Source organism: Photorhabdus sp. CRCIA-P01 (assembly GCF_003545805.1).
GTDB lineage: Bacteria > Pseudomonadota > Gammaproteobacteria > Enterobacterales > Enterobacteriaceae > Photorhabdus > Photorhabdus antumapuensis.
This window is the reverse complement of the sequence record NZ_NMQR01000006.1, coordinates 15633-38673: the sequence shown is the minus strand read 5'-3', so window position 1 is coordinate 38673 and position 23041 is coordinate 15633. Positions and strand designations below refer to the sequence as shown.

General features: G+C 40.9%; 19 protein-coding genes. 7 read left to right on the top strand and 12 right to left on the bottom strand.

Translation table 11 applies throughout. The annotated features are described in order from the left end of the window. Nucleotides 1–21: 21 nt before the first annotated feature. Nucleotides 22–717, bottom strand: coding sequence for a CidB/LrgB family autolysis modulator (locus D3222_RS05905; RefSeq protein WP_118985330.1), 696 nt, complete (start codon nt 715–717; stop codon nt 22–24). 2 nt (nt 718–719) lie between these two features. Next, the gene (locus tag D3222_RS05900) at nt 720–1148 is read right to left on the bottom strand and encodes a CidA/LrgA family protein (RefSeq protein ID WP_118985329.1); all 429 of its coding nucleotides are present in this window, start codon (nt 1146–1148) and stop codon (nt 720–722) included. A gap of 295 nt (nt 1149–1443) precedes the next feature. Between D3222_RS05900 and D3222_RS05895 the strand changes: the two genes are divergently transcribed. Continuing rightward, a complete protein-coding gene (locus D3222_RS05895; protein WP_339367480.1) occupies nt 1444–1905 on the top strand; it encodes a DUF2778 domain-containing protein in 462 nt (153 codons plus the stop codon). A 335-nt stretch (nt 1906–2240) separates the two neighbouring features. Here D3222_RS05895 and D3222_RS05890 read toward each other — a convergent pair whose 3' ends face one another. After that, nucleotides 2241–2723, bottom strand: coding sequence for an Hcp family type VI secretion system effector (locus D3222_RS05890; protein WP_049583441.1), 483 nt, complete (start codon nt 2721–2723; stop codon nt 2241–2243). Nucleotides 2724–3283: 560 nt separating this feature from the next. Continuing rightward, the gene (gene metG / locus D3222_RS05885; protein WP_118985328.1) at nt 3284–5311 is read right to left on the bottom strand and encodes a methionine--tRNA ligase; all 2028 of its coding nucleotides are present in this window, start codon (nt 5309–5311) and stop codon (nt 3284–3286) included. 222 nt (nt 5312–5533) lie between these two features. On the opposite strand from metG, the gene apbC reads away from it, so the two are divergent. The 4 genes from apbC to asmA all read left to right on the top strand — a co-directional run bounded on the left by apbC (nt 5534) and on the right by asmA (nt 10084). Beyond that, nucleotides 5534–6646 (top strand): iron-sulfur cluster carrier protein ApbC, encoded by a 1113-nt coding sequence (gene apbC, locus D3222_RS05880; RefSeq protein ID WP_118985327.1) that lies wholly within the window; start codon nt 5534–5536, stop codon nt 6644–6646. A 270-nt stretch (nt 6647–6916) separates the two neighbouring features. Next, nucleotides 6917–7558 carry a uridine kinase gene (udk, locus tag D3222_RS05875; RefSeq protein ID WP_118985326.1) on the top strand — a complete coding sequence of 214 codons (642 nt, stop codon included), beginning with the start codon at nt 6917–6919 and terminating at the stop codon, nt 7556–7558. A 53-nt stretch (nt 7559–7611) separates the two neighbouring features. Continuing rightward, on the top strand, nt 7612–8193 hold the full coding sequence (gene dcd, locus D3222_RS05870) for a dCTP deaminase (protein WP_118985325.1): 582 nt from the start codon (nt 7612–7614) through the stop codon (nt 8191–8193). A gap of 58 nt (nt 8194–8251) precedes the next feature. Continuing rightward, the gene (gene asmA, locus D3222_RS05865; protein WP_118985324.1) at nt 8252–10084 is read left to right on the top strand and encodes an outer membrane assembly protein AsmA; all 1833 of its coding nucleotides are present in this window, start codon (nt 8252–8254) and stop codon (nt 10082–10084) included. A 359-nt stretch (nt 10085–10443) separates the two neighbouring features. Here asmA and D3222_RS05860 read toward each other — a convergent pair whose 3' ends face one another. Further along, the gene (locus D3222_RS05860; RefSeq protein ID WP_118985323.1) at nt 10444–12015 is read right to left on the bottom strand and encodes a TerC family protein; all 1572 of its coding nucleotides are present in this window, start codon (nt 12013–12015) and stop codon (nt 10444–10446) included. A gap of 245 nt (nt 12016–12260) precedes the next feature. Between D3222_RS05860 and gndA the strand changes: the two genes are divergently transcribed. Beyond that, on the top strand, nt 12261–13667 hold the full coding sequence (gene gndA, locus D3222_RS05855) for an NADP-dependent phosphogluconate dehydrogenase (protein WP_118985322.1): 1407 nt from the start codon (nt 12261–12263) through the stop codon (nt 13665–13667). Nucleotides 13668–13848: 181 nt separating this feature from the next. On the opposite strand, the gene D3222_RS05850 is transcribed toward gndA, so the two are convergent. The 3 genes from D3222_RS05850 to D3222_RS05840 all read right to left on the bottom strand — a co-directional run bounded on the left by D3222_RS05850 (nt 13849) and on the right by D3222_RS05840 (nt 16931). Next, nucleotides 13849–14478 carry a beta/gamma crystallin domain-containing protein gene (locus D3222_RS05850; RefSeq protein ID WP_118985321.1) on the bottom strand — a complete coding sequence of 210 codons (630 nt, stop codon included), beginning with the start codon at nt 14476–14478 and terminating at the stop codon, nt 13849–13851. Between the two features lie 847 nt (nt 14479–15325). Then, entirely contained in the window at nt 15326–15946 is a 621-nt protein-coding gene (locus D3222_RS05845) for a beta/gamma crystallin domain-containing protein (RefSeq protein ID WP_118985320.1), read from the bottom strand. Between the two features lie 493 nt (nt 15947–16439). Continuing rightward, nucleotides 16440–16931 carry a YbaK/prolyl-tRNA synthetase associated domain-containing protein gene (locus tag D3222_RS05840; RefSeq protein ID WP_118985319.1) on the bottom strand — a complete coding sequence of 164 codons (492 nt, stop codon included), beginning with the start codon at nt 16929–16931 and terminating at the stop codon, nt 16440–16442. Nucleotides 16932–17225: 294 nt separating this feature from the next. Here D3222_RS05840 and yiaY point away from each other — a divergent pair, with 294 nt between their 5' ends. Next, the gene (yiaY, locus tag D3222_RS05835; protein ID WP_118985318.1) at nt 17226–18377 is read left to right on the top strand and encodes an L-threonine dehydrogenase; all 1152 of its coding nucleotides are present in this window, start codon (nt 17226–17228) and stop codon (nt 18375–18377) included. A gap of 247 nt (nt 18378–18624) precedes the next feature. On the opposite strand, the gene D3222_RS05830 is transcribed toward yiaY, so the two are convergent. The 4 genes from D3222_RS05830 to hisA all read right to left on the bottom strand — a co-directional run bounded on the left by D3222_RS05830 (nt 18625) and on the right by hisA (nt 23038). Beyond that, nucleotides 18625–20262, bottom strand: a complete 1638-nt coding sequence (locus tag D3222_RS05830; protein WP_118985317.1) for a bifunctional metallophosphatase/5'-nucleotidase — start codon at nt 20260–20262, stop codon at nt 18625–18627. A gap of 681 nt (nt 20263–20943) precedes the next feature. Then, on the bottom strand, nt 20944–21549 hold the full coding sequence (gene hisIE / locus D3222_RS05825) for a bifunctional phosphoribosyl-AMP cyclohydrolase/phosphoribosyl-ATP diphosphatase HisIE (protein ID WP_118985316.1): 606 nt from the start codon (nt 21547–21549) through the stop codon (nt 20944–20946). Then, on the bottom strand, nt 21543–22319 hold the full coding sequence (hisF, locus tag D3222_RS05820; RefSeq protein WP_118985315.1) for an imidazole glycerol phosphate synthase subunit HisF: 777 nt from the start codon (nt 22317–22319) through the stop codon (nt 21543–21545). The genes hisIE and hisF overlap by 7 nt, the downstream gene beginning before the upstream one ends. Then, a complete protein-coding gene (gene hisA / locus D3222_RS05815; protein WP_118985314.1) occupies nt 22301–23038 on the bottom strand; it encodes a 1-(5-phosphoribosyl)-5-[(5-phosphoribosylamino)methylideneamino]imidazole-4-carboxamide isomerase in 738 nt (245 codons plus the stop codon). Before hisA ends, hisF begins: the two co-directional genes overlap by 19 nt. Nucleotides 23039–23041: the final 3 nt, after the last annotated feature.

Genomic DNA, 23041 nt, shown 5'->3' with positions numbered 1-23041 from the left:
TCAAATTTCCTAACAGATAAACTAGCTAAATAGGTATAGCAGCACCGGGAATACAAACGGGGCGGTTAGTGAAGTAATGATACCGCAGGTCATCAATGCCAATGAACTGTATGCGCCTTCAACGAAATTGACTTCTGCACAGCGGGCGGTACCTAAAGCATGTGATGCCGTTCCCATTGCCAAACCGCGGGATGCTTTGGTTTTTACCTGTAAGAGATCGAACAGATTATGACCAAATATTGCCCCAAGAATGCCAACAAAAATGACGCAAGCAGCACTGATTGCAGGAATACCGCCAATGGCATCAGCTACTGCCATTGCTATTGGCGTTGTGACGGATTTAGGCAATATCGAAGCGGCCATTTCGGGCGTTGCGCCCATCCACAAGGCAATAGCAGTGCCTGTCACCATAGCGACAATACTGCCGATAAAACAGACGCTAATAATGGATTTCCATTGGGCACGGATCTGGTGTAGCTGCTCATATAGAGGAAATGCCAGCGCAACTACGGCGGGTTGAAGTAGATCATTCAAAATTCGGCTGCCGGCAAAATAGTGCTCATAAGGCGTGTGGGTTATTAACAATATTGGAATAAGGACGGCGATAGAAACCAATAAGGGGTTCAGAATGGGAATTTTGCATCGTAGTGAAAGTTTTCTTGCGGTGTAAAATACAATCAATGTTAATGGTAGTGACCACCAAATGTGACTTAACATTTTTATTTCTCTTGTTTCTGTTGTTCACTCTTAATTTCTGATGCGGAGCCCATAATCGGGCGTTCACGATGAACATAATGGGAACTGTAAGCAACGATAATCATAACAATCGCGGTACTGATCAGGCATGAAAAAACAATCGGAATTATTTGTTGGCTGAGTTGATCGTAATAATTCATCACGCCCACACCGATAGGTAGAAACAGCAAGGTCATATTTTTTAGTAACAGACTACAGCCTGGTTTTGCCCAATGAACAGGAATTAGTTGGAAAGATAATAAAACGAACAAGATCAACATGCCGATAATACTGCCGGGAATGATGATGGGTAATAGGGAAGAAATGGCATTACCTATCAGCAAACACAAATAAATCAGAACAAATGCTCGCAGGTACTGCCAACCAATAATCAGTACTTCACGAAACGACATCACAAAATTCCTAATTCCGGTGAGGAATTCATCATACAATTAACCTTGGGAATGTGCCATCCTTTCCTTCGAAAGGATGACGGAAATTTCGGCGGTTCTGGATTACAGTCCCGATAAAATGATTAGCAAGATTGGTAATGTGTGGTTTGATTTAATATGAGGTTTTCTAGAAAAAAGTGAACTTTATGATAGCGTTGAAGTCCAACCATACGAAAACATACGCTATGGAAAAAATAGTAATTTAATCAATTGCAGGTTGGAATACAACTCGCAGATATATTATATGGGAATAACCATGCAAATTTGTAGGATGAATTATAACGACCTGTCCGATAATGGACGAAAGGCTAAATTTCATTGTTATGGCGTTGGTATATTTGACGTTTTCTCTGGTCAAGAGCCATACGTCAACAAGTCTGAATGTTCTTACATTGAGAAATCAGCAATTCCTCCAGGTCAGTATTGGATTGTTGATCGTCCGGTTGGTAGCATAGCGAACCAAGTCAGAGGCACAGCTCTTGATATGATTCATGGTACTAATCATTCTCAATGGTTTGGGTTATATAGTTTTCAGACAATGAATGATTATATATTCGTGAACGGTGTTCGACGCGGTGCATTTCGTCTTCATCCATTGCGTCCGAATGGTAGCGGCGAGTCTTGGGGATGTATCACCTTTATCGTGTTTCTGACTTTAATATCGTGCGAAACGCTCTGCTCCGTACCCATAAGTTTAAAGTACCCGGCAGCTCATTGATGGCATACGGTAGAGTTGATGTTATGGGGAATACAAATTTTGGTGCGTGTAAAGTTTCTTAGCTTTTTTGGTTATTTACTATGCCTGTTGATCGCACTGCTAGCGTTCCGGCTCATTACTCCATTAAACTTGGCTGTTTATCAGGTGTACCGCATGGTAGAACGTTTCCTGAACAGTATAAATTTGGGTTGGTTAGGAGGCAATTACGAGGATAGCTGGGTTGAATTTTTTATAGACATCTTTGTACTTTTAATAATAGCTCTAATTATACACAAAATCGCCAGTCGGATTTTTAATAGACTTCGATAAAATGCCGGATATTCCGGCGTTATTTCTTAGCGCTCTTTCCATGAATCAGAGTAAATGATATTACCATCAAGGTATTTCCACGTAATTTTCTCGTATCTAATTTCAACGGATTCCAGATGATTAAGGTGTTGATAAGACGGGTCTTTTATATTGTGCATTACTGGAGAAATTGAAACAATTTTCACTCCGCTCATAAGGATATGGAAATATTCCTCTTCCTGACCTGTGTTGTTTATTCTGTACCACTTGATATTAGCAGATTTTAACGTCTGTCCAGTGGCAACAGCTTTATAAAGGTATGGAGATGCCCGATCAAATTCTTTTTCGAAACTCATTGAACCATGTACGCGGGTACCTGTTAGTTTTCCTGTACTACTATCAGTGGGAATATATAGACTATGGTTAAAACTCAGGATTTCAATGCTACCCTCGCGATTTTGTACATCGACAGATCCCTTAATATCTGCACCACCATCATCTTGCAACCATATATATGCCGGTATGGCCATACTAACCTCCTAATAATTTTCCTACACATTGATTTACTTCAATTCCATTCTAAATTCGATGATAATTTAACTGAATTATCTCACTATAACTAGTGATAATTTCATTAACTACTTTGAACTTTACTTTCTATTGAAGAAAATCCAAAGTGGATACTGGAGATGGAAATTTTCCATGTCACATATAATTAACCAATAAAAGAGGATCGAAACTAAGGTACGGTAGTTGATTTGTTCAGCACAAAACAGCTAAAAAATCTAAGTGCAGGTCTATCTTCTATCGGCCCTTGTTCGACAATTAACGAAAAAATTTGCCCAGAAAACCGATTCTTAAGGCACAAGCGGGATACCAGTCGCCTCAGTAATAGTCCCTACTGATAAGCAGCAAGTATTTTGAAATGAAGACTCTAATTTACTGGCAGCTTTCACTCCTTGCTCGCTGGAATGTTGAAAGTGATGCTCTGGGTAAATCCAAGATACAAGGATGTCAAAGCTCACATTAAAAAAAGCGGGGACCATTGCTGATCCCCGTAGGTAAAGATATTAATGAAATAAATTGGCTATTATTTCACTTGCATACCGGGTTGTGCGCCGCTGTCTGGGCTGAGTAAGAAGATATCTTTTCCACCAGGTCCGGCCGCCATAACCATCCCTTCCGAAATACCAAAGCGCATTTTGCGTGGCGCCAGGTTGGCAACCATGATGGTTAAACGGCCTTCCAATGCTTTTGGATCAGGATAACTGGAGCGGATACCAGAAAATACCTGACGGGTTTCGCCACCAAGATCCAGCATCAGTTTCAGCAATTTATCTGAGCCTTCGACAAAATCAGCTTGTTTAATCAGGGCGACGCGCATATCAACTTTGGCGAAATCATCAAAGGTGATCGTATCCTGAATGGGATCTTCTGCCAGTGGACCGCTGACTTTTTGTGGTGCGTTGATGCTCTCTTTAGATGCCGCAACCATAGCGTCCACTTTATCCATATCAATGCGATTGAACAGGGCCTTAAAGGCGGAAACTTGATGATCCAGCAGCGGTTGTTCAATGCCATGCCAGGTGAGTTCGGTATTCAGGAAAGCTTCTGTACGTTCTGCCAGACTTGGCAGAACGGGTTTCAGGAAAGTCATCAAAACGCGGAACAGGTTGATGCCCATTGAACAGATGGCTTGAAGATCCGCATCACGGCCTTCTTCTTTTGCCACCACCCACGGCGCTTGTTCATCCACATAACGGTTTGCCAAATCAGCCAGTGCCATGATTTCACGGACGGCTTTACTGAATTCGCGGTTATTAAACTCTTCTTCAATCACCTTTGCCCCATCAATAAACTGTTGGTAAAGCGCCGGATCAGCCAGTTTATCCGCCAGCTTGCCGTTAAATCGTTTATTAATGAAGCCTGCATTACGGGAGGCCAGGTTAACAACTTTATTAACGATATCGCTGTTAACACGCTGAACAAAATCTGCCAGATTCAGATCGATATCATCAATGCGAGCAGAGAGTTTGGCTGCATAGTAATAACGCAGACAGTCTGCATCCAGATGATCCAAATAAGTGCTAGCTTTAATAAAAGTACCACGGGATTTGGACATCTTCGCACCATTGACGGTGACATAGCCGTGAACAAACAGATTGGTTGGCTTACGGTAACCGCTACCTTCCAGCATGGCAGGCCAGAACAGGCTGTGGAAATAAACAATGTCTTTACCGATAAAATGATAAAGATCAGCGGTGGAATCTTTTGCCCAGAACTCATCAAAGCTCAGATTTCCACGTTTATCACATAGGTTTTGGAAAGAGCCCATATAGCCGATAGGGGCATCCAGCCAGACATAGAAATATTTGCCCGGCGCATCAGGAACTTCAAAACCGAAATAGGGGGCATCACGGGTGATATCCCACTGTTGTAAACCGGATTCAAACCATTCCTGCATTTTGTTAGCAACTTGTTCCTGTAATGCACCGGAGCGGGTCCATGCTTGCAACATGTTACTGAATGCAGGCAGATCGAAGAAGAAGTGCTCTGTTTCACGCATTTCTGGCGTCGCACCGGAGACGGCGGAACGTGGGTTGGTCAGTTCAGTTGGACTGTAGGTTGAACCGCAAACTTCGCAGTTATCGCCATATTGATCTTCTGCTTTACATTTCGGGCAGCTACCTTTCACAAAGCGATCTGGCAGAAACATATTTTTCTCAGGATCATATAACTGAGAAATAGTACGATTCTTAATATGACCGCTTTTTTTCAGTTCGAAATAGATTTTAGTTGATAACGCTTTATTCTCTTCGCTATGCGTAGAGTGATAGTTATCATAGCTAACTGAAAAGCCAGTAAAATCCTGATGATGCTCTTGGTTCACCGTTGCGATCATCTCTTCAGGAGCAATACCCATTTGCTGAGCTTTCAGCATGATTGGTGTTCCATGAGCGTCATCGGCACAGATAAAGTGAACCTCTTTGCCGCGCATTCGTTGAAAACGGACCCAAATATCTGCTTGGATATGTTCCAGCATGTGACCAAGATGGATTGGACCGTTAGCATATGGCAACGCGCACGTCACCAATAATTTTTTTGCGACTTGAGACATAATAAGGATCTGACTTCCAATAAGTGAAAAAGGGAGTTTGATGTTAACCGATCAAAAAAATTGTCGCTAGGGTAAGGCGTAATCTTAGAGAGTTTTGTTGGATAAAAATTGAATCGGTGAGCGGGAAGCGGGTTTTTGTCGCTAATCTTATCCGAACGCATTGGGTTCTGTTATCATGAAAAGATGGTTTTTTGCTAATTGATAATCATCAAAGGAGCCGGGATGAACTCACAATCCCCCGAGCAGACCAATCCTGACCTGCTGAAATCTCAGGTAACAAAAATACTTGCTGCTTTTACCCACCTGACACTAGAACGTGATTTGATAACACTGAAGGCTCTACATCACTGTACGATGCTTGATGGTGTTTTGCACATTGAATTGCTCATGCCGTTTGTCTGGAGGCGTGGGTTTGAAGTATTGAAAGAAGCGACAACTGAAAAATTACAGGCAATAACCGGGGCAAAATCGGTGGCGTGGAAATTGATCCATGATATCAGTACGTTACGTCGCGCTAATGATTTGCCGGGAATTAATGGTGTCCGTAATATTTTGGCTGTCAGCTCAGGTAAAGGCGGGGTGGGTAAATCCAGCACAGCCGTAAACCTGGCGTTGGCATTGGCTCGGGAGGGGGCAAAAGTCGGTATTCTGGATGCTGATATCTATGGCCCTTCTGTTCCGAGTATGTTGGGAACCAGCAAGGAGCGTCCAACTTCCCCGGATGGGCAGCATATGGCGCCGATTATGACGCATGGCCTTGCCACTAACTCGATTGGTTATTTAGTGACAGATGATAATGCAATGGTGTGGCGTGGTCCAATGGCCAGTAAGGCATTGATGCAGATGCTACAGGATACATTATGGCCGGATCTTGATTATCTGGTTATCGATATGCCACCAGGAACTGGTGATATTCAGCTTACTTTGTCACAAAACATCCCGGTAACGGGGGCGCTAGTGGTAACAACGCCGCAGGATATTGCCTTAATTGACGCAATGAAAGGTATCGTCATGTTCCAGAAAGTGAAGGTGCCTGTACTGGGTATTGTTGAAAACATGAGTGCGCATATTTGCAGCAATTGCGGCCATCTGGAACCTATTTTTGGGACGGGTGGAGCAGAAACATTAGCCACTAAATATCACTGTGAATTATTGGGGCAAATCCCTCTGCATATTTCACTGCGTGAAGATCTTGATCGTGGTCAGCCAACCGTTATCAGTCATCCTGATAGTGAATTTACGGATATTTATCGCGAAATTGCAGCGAATATTTCAGCACGGATGTATTGGCAAGGTGAGAAGATACCAACTGAAATCTCATTCCGTGTTGTTTAATGCGGGTATTTGATTGATGAGACGGGCGGTGGATGTTTTCATTGCCCGCTTTTTGCATGGGGAGATTTTGCATAGGGAGAAGTATGCTTGTCCGATTTCCCTCGTTACGATTTTCCTCGTTACATCGTTTTTATGCGAAACGCTTCGAAAAAAATGAGACTTATCTTGTTTGCACTGGAACAGATACCATTAACTCCCTATAATCTCGCCAAACTTAGCACTCATAAGTGCTTTGTTCCCATTTTTTTCTAGAATCAGGTTATCTTTATTATGGCTGACGAAGCATATCAGTGCACAATTGTGGGAATCTCCGGTGCATCTGCCTCAGGTAAAAGTCTCATTGCTAATACACTTTATCGTGAATTACGCGCTCAGGTTGGTGATCACAATATCGGTATTATACCAGAGGATTGCTATTATAAAGATCAGAGCAATCTATCAATGGAAGAGCGTTATAAGACTAATTATGACCATCCAAGCTCAATGGATCACAATTTGCTCTTTTCTCACCTGCAAGCGCTGAAAATGGGTGAATCAATTGAATTACCACAATACGATTATGTTGCTCATACTCGTAAACTAGAATCGATTCATTTTGCACCGAAAAGGGTTATTATTCTGGAAGGTATTCTGTTATTGACCGATAAGCGCTTGCGCCAGGAGATGGACTTCTCTATTTTTGTTGATACGCCACTGGATATTTGCCTTATGCGTCGTATTAAGCGGGATGTGCATGAACGGGGACGTTCTCTGGATTCGGTTATTGAGCAATATCATAAAACCGTGCGTCCAATGTTCCTGCAATTTATTGAACCATCAAAGCAATATGCGGATATTATCGTGCCGCGCGGAGGTAAAAACCGAGTAGCGATTGATATATTGAAAGCCAAAATTGGTCAGTTCTGCGAATAATAAAACTTGGCTTGTCAGGCATTGATAAGCATCATCGTATTTGAGAGGAAATAATGCGACTCTGTGACCGCGACATTATTAAATGGCTTGATGAAGGTAAATTGGTCATTGCTCCACGTCCGCCGATTGAACGAATTAACGGGGCAACTGCTGATGTACGCCTTGGGAATCAGTTTCGTGTTTTCCGTGGTCATACTGCGGCATATATTGATTTGAGTGGTCCGAAAGATGAGGTCAGTGCTGCGCTTGATCGCGTGATGAGTGATGAAATAATTCTGTCTGACGAGGAGGTTTTTTTCCTCCATCCTGGCGAGTTGGCACTAGCTGTTACGCTGGAATCCGTCACGTTGCCTGATGATTTGGTGGGCTGGCTTGATGGGCGTTCTTCTCTTGCTCGTCTTGGGTTGATGGTGCACGTGACGGCACACCGGATTGATCCGGGCTGGCATGGTCAGATTGTTCTTGAATTCTATAACTCCGGTAAATTGCCTCTGGCGTTACGTCCGGGTATGGTTATTGGGGCTTTGAGTTTTGAACCATTGTCTGGTTCCGCTGACCGTCCGTATAACCGTCGTCAAGATGCGAAATATAAAAACCAACAGGGTGCGGTGGGTAGCCGTATTGATGAAGATTAATATCTTTATCGGCTACTGAGTTGCATTGACTGTTTTGATAAAAAAAGCGGAGGAAGTCATGAAGAGATTGCTGACGACACTGATTATTTTGCTGGTTGTGATTATTACCGGTCTGGCAGCATTAGTCATGTTAGTAAACCCGAATGACTTTCGTGCTTATATGGTCAAGCAGGTGCAAAAGAAGAGTGGCTACCAACTCGTCCTGCAAGATGGTATGCGCTGGCATGTCTGGCCAAAATTGAGCATCATTTCCGGACGTATGTCATTAACGGCCCCAGGAGCGGCGCAGCCAACCGTGACGGCGGAAAATATGCGTCTTGATGTGGAGTTGTGGCCGCTTCTTTCTCATCAGCTTGCCGTTAAAGAGGTGATGCTGAAAGGGGCGATATTGAGAGTAACCTCGGAGAGCCAGTCGCGGAAAAAAGAGAATACTCCTATTGCTCCAAAGGGGAGTATAGCCAATCCTGTTGCGAAGAGTGAGGGTTGGAAGCTTGATATCGCCAGAATTAAGGTCGCGGATAGTTTGCTTATTTGGCAGAGTGATGAACATGAGCAGTTAAATGTCCGCGATATTAATCTGCTTATGGAGCGGGATAACCAAAACCATATCAGCGTGGAATTAAGTAGCAAAGTCAGTAAGAATCAGCAAGAACTGGCTTTTAATCTTAATGCGGATGTCGATATTACTGATTATCCACATCGTGTTGCGGGTAATATTGACTCTTTTGATTATCAACTCCAGGGCGCAGGTATGCCTACGGGGGGAATTAGTGGTTCAGGAAAAGTACATGCTATTTATCAAAAAGAGACGACGGATGGGCCGCAAATAATTTCTTTACAGACGCTGAGTTTCACGGCTAATGAGAGTGAACTGCATGGCAGTATAAAAGCAATGTTGGGGGCTCACGCGGATTATCAGATCGATTTATCTTCCCAAAAACTGAATTTAGATAATCTAATAGGATGGGATTTGCTTCCTAAAGAGGGTACGGAAGTTAAACGTTATTACCGGATAGAGAATAGTTCAGCTAAACCTGTGATCGCCGTTTCAAGCCCTGTGCAGCCTGATTATAGCGCTGCATTTCTAAATGATTTTAATGCCAATGTGGCTATTAATGCGGACAAATTTATTTATCGAGGAATGGAGATCGATAATCTGATATTGAAAGCGACAAATAATAGTGGTACTGCTGAAATTTCTGCTCTGAATGGGAAATTATTTGGTGGTGATTTCTCCATTCCGGTTATTTTAGATGCAACAGGTAGCCAACTGAAATTACATGCAAAACCTTTACTGCGGAATATAGAGTTGGAGCCGGTACTCAAAGCCTTTTCCTTACCACGGGCATTTAGTGGTAAATTCAATCTGAATGGGGATCTTTCAGGTAAAGGATATGATGGTTATGCCATTTCGCATATTTGGCAAGGTGATCTTAATTTCAGTTTAGTTAATGCCAAAATGCATGGATTAAATATCCCCCAATTAATTCAGCAATCCGTTGCTCGTGCAACGGATAAAGTGAATGTCCCTGATAATATGGATAATTTTACCCGTGCTAAAAAGCTTGATGTTAAAGCGGTACTGAATCGAGGTGATATAAAAATCAGTCGACTTCATGCGGTATCCGATCGGCTAAATATTGATGGGCAGGGTAAGACTAATTTGCTTAAACAAGATGTTGATGTTGTTTTAAAAGTACAGATAACACAAGGATGGGGCAAGGATAATGAATTGGTGAGTCGTCTGCGAAAAATGAAAGTCCCGCTGCGGGTTTACGGTAATTGGAGTAATCTGCAATACAACTTGGATATTGAGCAATTGCTACATAATGAGTTGGAGAACAAGGTAAAACAGGCTATTAACGATTGGGTTGAACGTAGCAGTAATTAGCCCATACTTGATTTGACTGCTTCAATTCTGGCAGTTGACTATTATGCTTAATCAGATGCTTAAATGAATGCTCATATACCTAATAGATTTCGAGTTGCAGCGCGGCGGCAAGTGAGCGAATCCCCAGGAGCATAGATAACTATGTGACTGGGGTGAGTGAAAGCAGCCAACAAAGCAGCAGCTTGAAAGATGAAGGGTATAAAAGTTTCTTGCTACAGGATTGCTTGGCTTATAACAGATTTCTATTTCTTTTAATTCATTTAAAAAAAACCGGTACAGTCTAAACTGACCGGGCTTTATTTTGTTTCAGAGGAAAAACTCAGTGATGACAAATATGATGAGTGATCAATAACACTGAGTTATTCTTTATTTTCTTCCTCTGACACCAGAGGGGTAATTTTTACCTTATTAATTCGGTGACTGGTCACTTCCAACGGTTCAAACAGATAATTATCAATCTGTAATTGTTCACCTTGTTGTGGAATATGTTGTGAATGTTCCATCAACAAACCGGCCAAAGTTTGATATTCACGTTTTTCATCCAGTTGCAAAGGGACATAAAGGATCAAATCATCCAGCGGCATATAACCATTGGCAATCCAACCACCATGTTCAGTCGCTTGAATATCATGGCGGGCATCAGTTTCTTCGCCATCTACCGGTAAATTACCCGCGATAGTTTCCATGACGTCGGTCAAAGTCACCACACCTTCCACAGAACCAAATTCATCGACAACAAACGCGAAGTGAGTTTGTGCCTGGCGGAACTGCTCCAATGCTTGGAGTAGTGAAAGCTGTTCAGGGAAAATCAGAGGCTGTTTTATCAGCGAGTGTAAATCAAAAGGCTGTTGGTTGAGTTGTTGATTCAGTAAATCAATAACATGGACAACACCTAATGGTTCGTCACTGATATTTTCATCTGTTACCACAATGCGGGTATGGGGATTTTTACTCAGTATTTGCGTCAGATTTTCGGTTGGTGCATGAATATCAAGGTACTCCACGTCGTGACGGGAAGTCATGATACTGTTAACGTTACGCTGCGCCATGCCCAAAACCCTGGCAATCATTTGACGTTCTTGTGGATCAAACACTTCCTGATTATCAGAAATCAGATTGGATGTATGATTATCCAATTCTGCATTTTCATGTTTGCCACTAAGGATACGCAAAACGGCTTCCGCTGTCCTTTCACGCAGTGAGCGGGAAGCCGTAAGAAATCTGCGGCGGTTAAATTGAGCGAACTGGTTCAGGGACTCAATCATAATTGAGAAGCCGATAGCGGCGTACAAGTAACCTTTGGGAATGCGATAACCAAAACCTTCGGCTACCAGACTGAAACCGATCATCAACAAGAAGCTCAGACAGAGAATAACGATAGTCGGATGAGCATTGACAAAAGTGGTCAACGGTTTACTTGCCAGTATCATCAGGAACATCGCAATAGTGACTGCCGCGATCATGATACTGATGTTGTCTACCATACCAACAGCAGTTACCACTGAATCCAGTGAAAATACAGCGTCAAGGACAATTATTTGAGCGACAACTGTCCAAAATTTAGATGTTTTGCGTTGTTGTCCTGAGTGGGCATCTTTGCCTTCCAGCCGTTCATTGAGCTCCATCGTCGCTTTGAACAGTAAGAAGAGACCGCCTATCAGCATAATCAGGTCACGGGCGCTAAATGGATGTTCCCAAAGCGTAATTAATGGGTGAGTTAGCGTTATCAGCCAGGCAAGACTAAAAAGCAGTACGATACGCATCAGTAACGCACAACTTAGACCTGTAATTCTTGCTTTGTCTCTTTGTTTTTCAGGAAGTTTATCGGCCAGAATGGCAATAAAGACCAAGTTGTCAATTCCGAGGACAATTTCTAGAACGATAAGAGTAACCAGTCCAGCCCATATCGTCGGATCAGCGATCCATTCCATACAGTTTGTTTTACCTTTTAATATGACGGCTCATGCCGAATAATGAATAATGGGCATTGGCTCATCAAATTTCAATAGTTGATTTTTCATCTGAGGAAGTTTTTTCCAAAAAATGAGGTGTAACGGTATCGATGGCACCAATAACTATCCATCAGGACTCATCCTGAGTTAACATGTGATCTCATTAACAAATTGCGCACTAATTATTAATGGTGAGCAAAATTATCATCAGACAGGAGTTATTCATGTCCAAGCAGCAGATTGGTGTTGTCGGTATGGCGGTGATGGGGCGTAACCTGGCATTAAATATTGAGAGCCGTGGTTATTCCGTATCTATATTTAACCGTTCAAGTGATAAAACTGACGAAGTGATCGCCGAAAATCCGGGGAAGAAATTAGTTCCAAGTTACACTGTCGAAGAATTTGTCGATTCACTGGAAAAACCGCGCCGTATTCTGCTCATGGTTAAGGCTGGCGAAGCAACCGATAAAACGATTGCTTCACTGACTCCACATTTGGATAAAGGTGATATTTTGATTGATGGGGGTAATACCTATTTTCAGGATACTATCCGTCGTAATCGGGAGCTTTCCGCTCAGGGTTTTAATTTTATCGGTACCGGGGTTTCCGGTGGTGAAGAGGGGGCATTGAAAGGCCCATCTATCATGCCTGGCGGCCAGAAAGAGGCGTATGAATTAGTGGCGCCAATTTTACAAGAGATTGCGGCTAAAGCGGAAGGTGAACCTTGTGTAGCCTATATTGGCCCGGATGGTGCCGGCCATTATGTGAAAATGGTTCACAATGGTATTGAATACGGTGATATGCAGCTGATTGCTGAAGCCTATTCCTTACTGAAAAATGCCCTAAACCTGAGCAATGAAGAACTCTCCGAGATTTTTACTGACTGGAATAACGGAGAATTGAGCAGTTATTTGATTGAAATCACGGCTGATATTTTCCATAAGAAAGACGAAGCAGGCCAATATTTGGTTGATGTGATTTTGGATGAAGCAGCAAATAAAGGTACGGGTAAGTGGACCAGCCAGAGCTCTCTGGATTTAGGGATTCCAGTGACGTTGATCACAGAATCGGTATTTGCACGTTATATCTCTTCTCTAAAAGATCAGCGAGTTGCTGCGGCTAAAGTGTTGAGTGGGCCGGAAGTACAACCCTTTAAAGGTGATAAGGCCGAATTTATTGAGAAAGTCCGCCGTGCGCTTTATTTGGGTAAAATCGTCTCTTATGCCCAGGGTTTTCAGCAATTGAAAGCGGTATCTGATGAGTACCAGTGGGATCTCAATTACGGTGAGATTGCTGGGATTTTCCGGGCGGGTTGTATTATTCGTGCTCAATTCCTGCAAAAAATTACTGATGCGTATAACGAAAATGCGGATATTGCTAACTTGTTGTTAGCGACTTACTTTAAGCAAATTGCTGATGAATATCAGCAGGCGCTGCGTGATGTCGTCTCGTATGGGGTGCGGAATGGTATCCCAACCCCCACGTTCTCTGCTGCTATTTCTTACTACGATAGTTATCGTTCAGCGGTACTGCCTGCTAATTTAATTCAGGCTCAGCGTGATTATTTTGGTGCTCATACCTATAAGCGTATTGATAAAGAGGGTGTTTTCCACACTGAATGGATGGAATAAACCTGGTAATTACTGATTGATCAGGAGAGTAAAGAGTCTACTTCAGATCTGATGTGGTTTTAATTTCCGCGATCGTCTGGAACACGTCGTTGCAGTTTTTTAACAAATATACCGCAACGGCGTAGTTTAAATTTCAGAATATGACTTATCTGAGAGTGATGATTGTCACATTAATCCCGAATTAAGCAATAGGATCAGTACTAATAATGTGAAAATCAAAACGATTATTTCCTGCATGAACCAGTTTCAAGTTTTTAGGGAAATTGAGACCTTCATCAATCGTTGCAATACCGACAGCATCATAAGAAAAATAGAATGACCCGTTACCAATATATTCTCCGGTGTTGACATTTCTTACATAAATTGAAGTGACTATCTCTTTCTGTACCAGTAGTTCGCTAACGACAGTATAATTATCATCCGTTGTTGCGTTAACGTGGATTGTTTCCTCTTCTTCTCCATTAAATATCTTAATGGTCATAGAGAATATTATATCTGAATGAGTATCATCAATGATTCTTAGTGCAACCAGTTTTGTATCTTTCTGCATAATTCTGAATTTAGATAACCCTCTAATTTCTCTATCGATATCTGGATTGTCGACGACCCATTCATAATATTTACTTTCTGGATCGTTATAATGACGCCACGCATGGACTTTTGATAACTTGCCAATTTTTACTGAACGAAATTTATCGTTAAGATTGGAAGGGAGCGATATAATTTTATCGAGCTCTGGGTAATCATGTGACTTACCCTGATAGTTTTCCTCTTCGAAAAATGTGACGCCTGTAATTAATTCTTTTGTCATTTTTTCTACTCCTCAAAGTTAATGTAAGTAATATATAGTATTTACTCGTTTCTACTATTTGTAAAAATTGGCTGTTTTCTGTGTAATATTTGCCACTGATAATTTATTTGTTCCTCATCTTTAGATAAAATATATTCAGTCAATAAAAGAATAATATTCTATGGGTTGATGTTAAAATTAGCATAAAAATACATAAAGTAAAGCTGTTAAAAGAGTAAAAAATAATGTTTTTATAATTATATTAATATAGTAAAATTTATTGTTTGAAATATAAAAATTTGATGTTTTTAGTAAATTTCGTATCTTAAATTTAGTATTCAATTTGATTGTGAATATTTTACATGTTTAGTGTTTTGAATAGATGTTATAAGCTTTTTTTATTAGTAATATTATGAAAATACCTAAAGCCAGATATGTAATGATGGAATGGTTATATTTTTCCATAATTTTTGTAATTAATCGTTAGGGAAGTATTTGTCTCAAAGGAAATAGCTTGTGAACATTATTTACAGTGGATCTTAATTTAATATTTTTTTAAATGTTAAGTTGCTATTTTAATGACTATTATATCATGATAAATAAAAAATTATTTATAGCGACGAAATTTCTGCTGATTTATGAATATACCTAATAGATTTCGAGTTGCAGCGAGGCGGCAAGTGAACGAATCCCCAGGAGCATAGATAACTATGTGACTGGGGTGAGTGAAAGCAGCCAACAAAGCAGCAGAAAGATGAAGGGTATACACCGTTGCGGTTTTTGATGATATTCCGCAACGGCGTTGCTTAAATTTTCAGAACGTAGCCTGTCTGAAAACGAGGTTAACTATCGTTACATTATGATCGGATTAGTGAGAAAAATCGGTACTGATAATATGAATATCAAAACGATTACCACCTACATTCACTATTCTGAGATTTTTAGGGAAATTAGCTTTCTCATCAATAGTAACAACACCATTTGCATCACGATAGAAATAGAATGATCCGTTATTAATATATACTCCGGTGCTGGTATTTCTTATTGCAATCGCAGTAACTAACTCGGTCTCAAATGGCAGTATACCAACCAGTGCATAATCATCATCAGTTGTTGTTTCAACTGGACCCACGCAATGTGTATTCGTGAACATTGAGAATCTAATACCTGAATAAGTATCATCAATCAGTCTTAATGCAACTAGGCAGGTATCTTTTGGTGCCACTTTGAACTTAGATAATCCTCTAATTTCTCTATCAATATCTGGATGATCGTATTCCCATTCACGATAGCGTTGACCGGGTTCACAATTACTCTGATGACGCCATGCATAGACTTTTGATAGCGTTCCAATTCTTACTGAGCGGAATCTATCGTTGAGATCATAAGGCAATGGAATAATGATATCATTTTCTGGATAATGGTGCGCTTCACCCAGAAAGTATTTTCTATCGAAAAAAGTTGCACCTGTAACTAGCTTATTAGTCATATTTTTCTATTCCTTAAATTTTATTTTAAAAAAACGTCATCTTTCTTTTTGAAAGCGATATGAGAATACAATGAGTGTGGGTTCTTGTATTTAATAAAATATAATGAATAGGCATATTAAATTGTTGCCAATACAACATTAATATAATTGACATATCATTTTGTGCTGATGATTGAAATAAAGATTCTGAAATTAAAAATAATTGAAAATTCCTATCAAAAGATATCTTCATTTGGGTAGGGGATTATCCCCTAATGTAATTGATAATTTTTTGTATATGACTCAGTAGTGAATAATTAGATATTCATGGTATTTGATAATTATACCTCTCTGTTTAATGTTTATATAATGTAGCAATAATAATGACTTTATCTAGTGATATAAACTTATGGAGGCTGGGTAGTTACTACTTTAAATGGGTATGTTTAAAATATTATCTTAAATAGCCTATTTTTATAGGCTATTTGATAAATATCATTTTTCGCAATGGTATTTATTCTACCCGCCGAAAAATCACCAATTCAGGTTGTGCAATTCGGTGATAATCTTGGGTGTTAAGAATCACTGAGCGTTCAAGGCTGCCGGCATTAAAAGCCAGTTCATCAAAACGTTCAAATAATAAAGGGTCTGCAACCAGTTTCAGATCTGGATGGAAACTAAAAGGTGGAATAGCACCAAACACACATTGAGTCAGTTCAAAAACTTCCTTAGGACTTGCCAGTGAGGCGCGGTTGCCTCCGATCTGCTTTGCCAGTGAAGAGAGGTCTGCTTGTTGATCCGCAGGCAATACAGCGAGTACATATTGGCGAAACCCTTCTCCCTTAACATGGCAAACTAATCCTTTTGCTCCTTGTCCAAGTTGTGTACCACGAATTTTGGCAACCTCTTCAGAACGTCCGGCGGTTGGATGTTCCATCACCCGATAGCTGGCATGATGATTATCCAGTAATGTGGTCAGGCGGTTAAATATTTCGTTAGAGGACAAAATAAACTCCTAAGTAATAACTTGGTGAATTGATATATTAATCTTCTAGATTATTGTATTTATTATATTGCCAATTGCATATATTACCAATAGGGAAATTATCAAATATCTATTTTAATAAACATTATCTAACTCTATCGAGATATATTTATATTTTTTGAATTATGTGGTTTAAATAGAACTATTATTTATGTTTGTTGCAAGAGAATGATCTGTAGTTCCATTAGGTGATTTTTAAATTTTAATTTTTATATATTTTCATTCTAAAACTATTTTAATATTAAGGAATTATCAATAATGACTACAAATTTTTTTATGCCATCAGTAAATATGCTTGGTGTGGGCTGTCTGGTTGAAGCAGTAAATGCAATGAAAAGTGATGGTTATAAGCGAGCATTGATTGTGACTGATCGGGTTTTAAATGAAATTGGAGTAGTAGCAAAAATTCAAGCTTTATTATCTGATGTTGATATTGAGAGTGCGGTTTATGATAGTACCAATCCGAATCCGACGACAGTTAACGTTGAGGAAGGTTTGGATATGCTGCGTCAGCATAATAGCGATTGCGTTATTTCCTTAGGTGGTGGTTCGCCACATGATTGTGCAAAAGCGATTGTGTTGGTCGCTGCTAATGGGGGAGATATCCGGGATTATGTCGGTATTGGTCGTTCATCTAAACCGCATTTGCCATTAATCTCAGTCAATACTACTGCGGGTACTGCGTCAGAAATGTCACGTTTCTGTGTCATTACCGATACTGAGAGCCATATTAAAATGGCCATTGCTGATAAGAAAATAACACCTGTTTTGTCTGTAAACGATCCAGAATTGATGGTGGGCATGCCGAAAGGGTTAACTGCCGCAACCGGAATGGACGCAATGACGCATGCGGTTGAAGCTTACCTCTCTAAAATGTCCAATCCAATAACCGATGCTTGTGCACTGAAAGCGATCACGATGATTAGTCATTCTTTACGCCAGGCAGTCGCAGATGGGAACAATATAGAAGCACGTGAAAACATGGCCTATGCACAATTCTTGGCGGGCATGGCGTTTAATAGTGCATTACTGGGATATGTTCACGCCATGTCTCATCAATTGGGTGGTACTTATGATTTGCCGCATGGGGTATGTAATGCCATTTTGTTGCCACACGTTCAAGAGTTCAATGCCAAAGCGGTTGCGAGTCGTTTGAAAGATATTGCCGTTGCGATGGGGATAGATGTAAGTGCTATGAATGATCAGCAAGGGGCTGCGGCATGCATTGCTGAAATTCGTAACTTATTAAAAGATATTGGTATTCCGTCGGGTTTAGCGGAATTGAATGTCAAACTAGAAGATTTACCCATGTTGGCAACTAATGCCTTGAAAGATATATGTTGTTTGACTAATCCCACTCAAGCTACCCATGAAGAAATTGTTTCGATCTTTAAAGCGGCCATGTGATGTGTAAATTTTCATTTTATTTTGTGTAGATATCTATGCCCAATTGGGTGAGGAGCAGTCACTAAAAGGCGACGTAGACGTATACGTCGCCTGATAGTCGTTTTTCGTGCAGAATGTTTATATTGTCAGGCGACCTCGTAGCACGTTACGGGTTTCAATAGACGATTAACTAAATAGATCCGCGATACTATGAAGTGACCCAAAAAAGTACCATCCGGTTACTGGATCGATTTGAATAAGTTATTAATTATTCTTCGTTCACATTAATGATGCGATCTTGCTTAGGATAAGCAACGGGGGATTTTTCAGCGAAATATTTTATTACAGCATCAACATCAGGCACGCTATATACAGGATCAATACCCTCGTTAAACACAGAGAAGTTACTTCCCCCTGTTGCCAGAAATTCGTTAGCAGCCACACGGTATTTTCCATTTAATTCAACGGGTTCACCATTGATTTTCATCGAGCGGGTAATAACACGATCGCCTACTGGTTTGGTGCTATCCCACTGATATTCAAAACTATGAGAAACCGCCAAGATTTGCGAACGTGAACGATCCCATTGTTGTTCCAGCAGATGTTTAATTTGTTCACCCGTTAGTGTCTTGGTTAATAATATATTAGAGAATGGCTGAACAGCGTAGATAGCATTGTAAGTTACTTCACCACCGGTCATGTCAGCACGAATACCGCCGCTGTTAATAAATGCAATTTGGGCGCCACCATTCTCTTTAAGTGCAGCAGTATACAAATGGGCATCTGCGACTACTTTACCCAGTGAAGATTCACCAGCACGATTAGTTTTCCTATTCAGATCGCTATCCAACTTACCAATAACCCGGTTTGCCAATGGCGCGGCTATTTTTTCATATATATCCAATACTTTAGTCACTTCTGGATCTTTTTCATATTTATGGTTATCAACCCAAATATTTTCCGCTTTAAAATCCACAATATCCTGAGTGGATTTGTCCAGTTTTAGATCCAAGCTAGTTATTAACGCGCCATTAGCCTGTGCAGAGGTGACTGGCTTACCATTAATTACACAGTTATACGCTTGATGAGTGTGACCAGTAATAACAAAATCAATCTCTTTATCCAATTGGTTAACAATATCCAACACTTCACCGGTTAAAGCATTGCAGGCATTCGCATTAATCGGCTCGCCATCACTTTTTTGTTCAGCACCTTCATGAATCAGAACGCCTATTGCTTTAACACCTTGTTTCTGTAGCTCAGGTACCAAAGTATTAATGGTTTTAACTTCGTTAGCGAAGCTCAAACCTTCGGTTCCGCTTGGTGTCACGATCTCTGGAGTATCTTCCAGAGTCAGGCCAATGAAAGCCATTGGAACGCCTTCAAATTTTTTAATGATATATGCAGGAAATAGTGTCTTACCCGTTTGATTGACGGTGACATTTGCTGCCAGATACTGGAATTTAGCTCCCGGAAATGGCTTTGGCCCCTGACAACCAGTCACAGGATGACAGCCGCCATTCTGTTTACGCAGCAGTTCATTCTTACCTTTATCAAACTCATGATTGCCAACAGCAGTTGCTTCCAAACCTACTTTGGATAGCGTTTCAATTGTTGGTTCATCATGGAACATTGAAGAGAGTAATGGACTTGCACCGATCATATCACCAGCGCCAACAACAATATTGTTAGGTTTCTCTTTCTTTAGTTCCTTGATTAGCGTGGACATATGTTCAATGCCGCCGGGTTTATTGGGATTTGGTGCTTTCAGCGCACCATGAAAATCGTTCATAGCCAGGACACGAACATCAATAATATCTGCTTTATTATGATCGGGTTTAATGACACATCCGGCTAACAGGGCACTACTAATCGCCAAAGAAATTAATTTATATTTATTATTCATCTTGTTTATCTCTTGGTATTGATTTTGTGTTCTAGACAGTTAATCACATCTTATTTTTTGCTGTAACAAATGTAAAGTTCATCATGAAAATAGTAACCCGTATATATATCACTTTCGATACGATTCCAGTACCATTTCACACCAACACCATACAAATCTATTTTCTAAATAAGATCGGTTTTTGGAGGTGAAAGTTTTGATATTGGAATAAGCAATTAGTTCAATTTTTTATTCAGAGTTCAGATTAATTACCAGAATTCCATTTAAATGATAATTAATTAGATTTATGGAGAGTCACTACGATTAAAAATAGCAAAATTAGGATGAGTTATTGTAATATCAACACTGTCGAACCATTTATATTTACTCCAAGTATCCGTTAATTTATCCAAATCAAACGCATAATATAATAGAAATTATCAATTCCACCGGGTAGTACGAAATCGCCTCTCAACCCCATACGCTAATCCGTATCAAGGCTTTTCGTTCAAATTCCTATCTTTTTAATTTAATGCAGAATCGATTACCTCCCTACAAACCTATAATGGGTTGCATCTGAAGATAGCTGATTTTCAAATCAACTATTTTCAGACGAAGTTGTTTTTCAATGGTGACACTGGTGTAAATGGAAAATCAACCGTGTTGACGGGATAAGGATCTGAAATCAACCAGACACCTGACTCATCTTTCCCGTAATCGACGAATGACGGAACTAAGATCCAAATCTTGATCCTGTAGTAGAACCATTAAGTGATATATCAGGTCTGCTGCTTCATTCGTTAGCTCCTCTTTATTATTAACTGCCGCTGCCAAAGCCGTTTCCAACCCTTCTTCACCTACTTTCTGAGCGATTCGTTTAGTACCGCTGGCATATAACTTTGCGGTGTATGAGTGGTCAGGGTCGGCTGTTTTGCGACTTGCCAGCAATTTTTCAAGCTGATAGAGAAATCCCCATTCAGTTTGTGCCGGAGCAAAGCAACTGGGTGTGCCAAAATGGCAGGTAGGGCCGGTTGGGTCAGCGAGTGCCAACAGGGTATCATTGTCACAATCAGGATAGAGATTGACCAAATTAAGAAAATGGCCGGAGTTTTCACCTTTGGTCCATAGACGTTGTTTACTGCGGGAAAAGAAAGTGATTTTGCCTGAACTGATAGTAATATTCAGTGCTTCTTTATTCATATAGCCCATCATGAGGACATCGCCGGATATAGCATGTTGCACAATAACCGGCATCATATAAGCAACTTTTTCCCAATCCAGTTTTTCGATTTGTTGTGCGGTCAGCAAGTTCTTATCTCCACGCCGTGTTGTGAAAGGTACTGTTTTAATTCACCAATATTAATAATCTGTTTATGGAATACAGATGCAGCGAGTGCACCATCGACATTTGCCTGTTTAAAGGCATCAAGAAAGTGTTCTGGTGCGCCTGCGCCGCCAGAGGCAATGAGAGGGACATGACAAACGTCCCGTACCTGTTTTAGTTGAGTTAGATCATAACCATTGCGGACACCATCCTGATTCATCATATTGAGCACGATTTCACCTGCGCCACGGCGTTGTGCTTCTTTTACCCAATTGAGGGTTTGCCATTGGGTGGCTGTTGTACGTTTTTCATCACCAGTAAACTGATAAACCTGATAGCGGCTAGTGCCTTCATCAAACCAAGTGTCAATCCCTACGACGATGCATTGAACGCCATAACGATCGGCTAAACGGGTAATTAAGGTTGGATCGGCCAGTGCAGGGGAGTTGATAGAGATTTTATCTGCTCCAAATGAGAGGATTTGCCCTGCATCTTCGACGGTTTTAATCCCACCGGCAACGCAAAAAGGAATATCGATCACTTCCGCAACTTTGGCGACCCAACTTTTATCGACTACTCGTCCATCAGATGAGGCGGTGATATCGTAGAAAACCAGTTCATCTGCACCTTCCTTCGCATAACGTTGAGCGAGTGGCACAATATTGCCGATAATTTCGTGATGACGAAATTGAATGCCTTTAACCACTTGCCCGTCACGAACATCAAGGCAAGGAATTATGCGTTTTGCCAACATTGAATTGCCTCCGTCAGGGTAAATTTCCCATCAAGTAATGAACGACCAATAATAACCCCGGCTACACCGCTGGCAGGCAGAGAAGCGATATCATTTAACGTACCGATACCACCCGAAGCCTGAAACGCGATTTGTGGATAACATTGGCAAATTTCCCGATATAATTCGACATTTGAACCGATTAGAGTGCCGTCGCGGGAGATATCTGTACACAGGACATATTTCAGCCCGCAAGGCAGATATTGCTCAATAACCTGTTCCAGAGTGACAGAGGAATTCTCCCGCCAGCCATTGATGGCAACCTGTTTCATGCCTGTATCATTGATACGAATATCCAGCGCCAGCACAATATTTTCCGCGCCATAACGTTTAAACCATTGGGTAACTAATGCCGGTTGTTTTATGGCGATAGAGCCAATCACGATCCGGTTGGCTCCCGCATCAAGCAATGTTTTCACATCTTCTTCGGTGCGGATGCCACCGCCAACTTGAACAGGTATAGAAACTGCTGCAAGTAATTTGCGCAGTAAAGGGATCTGGCGGGCGGATGGATCTTTAGCGCCGGTCAGATCGACCAGATGAAGTCGTTTTGCTCCCTGTTGTTCATATTGTTGAAAGTAGGACAGAGGATCGTGTTGATAATCTCGTTGCTGAGCATAATCCCCCTGATGTAACCGTACTACTTTGCCATCAATCAAATCTAATGCGGGTATGATCATTGT

Excerpts from the sequence above, each read along its gene's own strand:
- D3222_RS05905 (WP_118985330.1), bottom strand. The coding sequence starts at position 717 with ATGTTAAGTCACATTTGGTGGTCACTACCATTAACATTGATTGTATTT.
- D3222_RS05900 (WP_118985329.1), bottom strand. The coding sequence starts at position 1,148 with ATGTCGTTTCGTGAAGTACTGATTATTGGTTGGCAGTACCTGCGAGCA.
- D3222_RS05895 (WP_339367480.1), top strand. The coding sequence starts at position 1,444 with ATGCAAATTTGTAGGATGAATTATAACGACCTGTCCGATAATGGACGA.
- D3222_RS05890 (WP_049583441.1), bottom strand. The coding sequence starts at position 2,723 with ATGGCCATACCGGCATATATATGGTTGCAAGATGATGGTGGTGCAGAT.
- metG (WP_118985328.1), bottom strand. The coding sequence starts at position 5,311 with ATGTCTCAAGTCGCAAAAAAATTATTGGTGACGTGCGCGTTGCCATAT.
- apbC (WP_118985327.1), top strand. The coding sequence starts at position 5,534 with ATGAACTCACAATCCCCCGAGCAGACCAATCCTGACCTGCTGAAATCT.
- udk (WP_118985326.1), top strand. The coding sequence starts at position 6,917 with ATGGCTGACGAAGCATATCAGTGCACAATTGTGGGAATCTCCGGTGCA.
- dcd (WP_118985325.1), top strand. The coding sequence starts at position 7,612 with ATGCGACTCTGTGACCGCGACATTATTAAATGGCTTGATGAAGGTAAA.
- asmA (WP_118985324.1), top strand. The coding sequence starts at position 8,252 with ATGAAGAGATTGCTGACGACACTGATTATTTTGCTGGTTGTGATTATT.
- D3222_RS05860 (WP_118985323.1), bottom strand. The coding sequence starts at position 12,015 with ATGGAATGGATCGCTGATCCGACGATATGGGCTGGACTGGTTACTCTT.
- gndA (WP_118985322.1), top strand. The coding sequence starts at position 12,261 with ATGTCCAAGCAGCAGATTGGTGTTGTCGGTATGGCGGTGATGGGGCGT.
- D3222_RS05850 (WP_118985321.1), bottom strand. The coding sequence starts at position 14,478 with ATGACAAAAGAATTAATTACAGGCGTCACATTTTTCGAAGAGGAAAAC.
- D3222_RS05845 (WP_118985320.1), bottom strand. The coding sequence starts at position 15,946 with ATGACTAATAAGCTAGTTACAGGTGCAACTTTTTTCGATAGAAAATAC.
- D3222_RS05830 (WP_118985317.1), bottom strand. The coding sequence starts at position 20,262 with ATGAATAATAAATATAAATTAATTTCTTTGGCGATTAGTAGTGCCCTG.
- hisF (WP_118985315.1), bottom strand. The coding sequence starts at position 22,319 with ATGTTGGCAAAACGCATAATTCCTTGCCTTGATGTTCGTGACGGGCAA.
- hisA (WP_118985314.1), bottom strand. The coding sequence starts at position 23,038 with ATGATCATACCCGCATTAGATTTGATTGATGGCAAAGTAGTACGGTTA.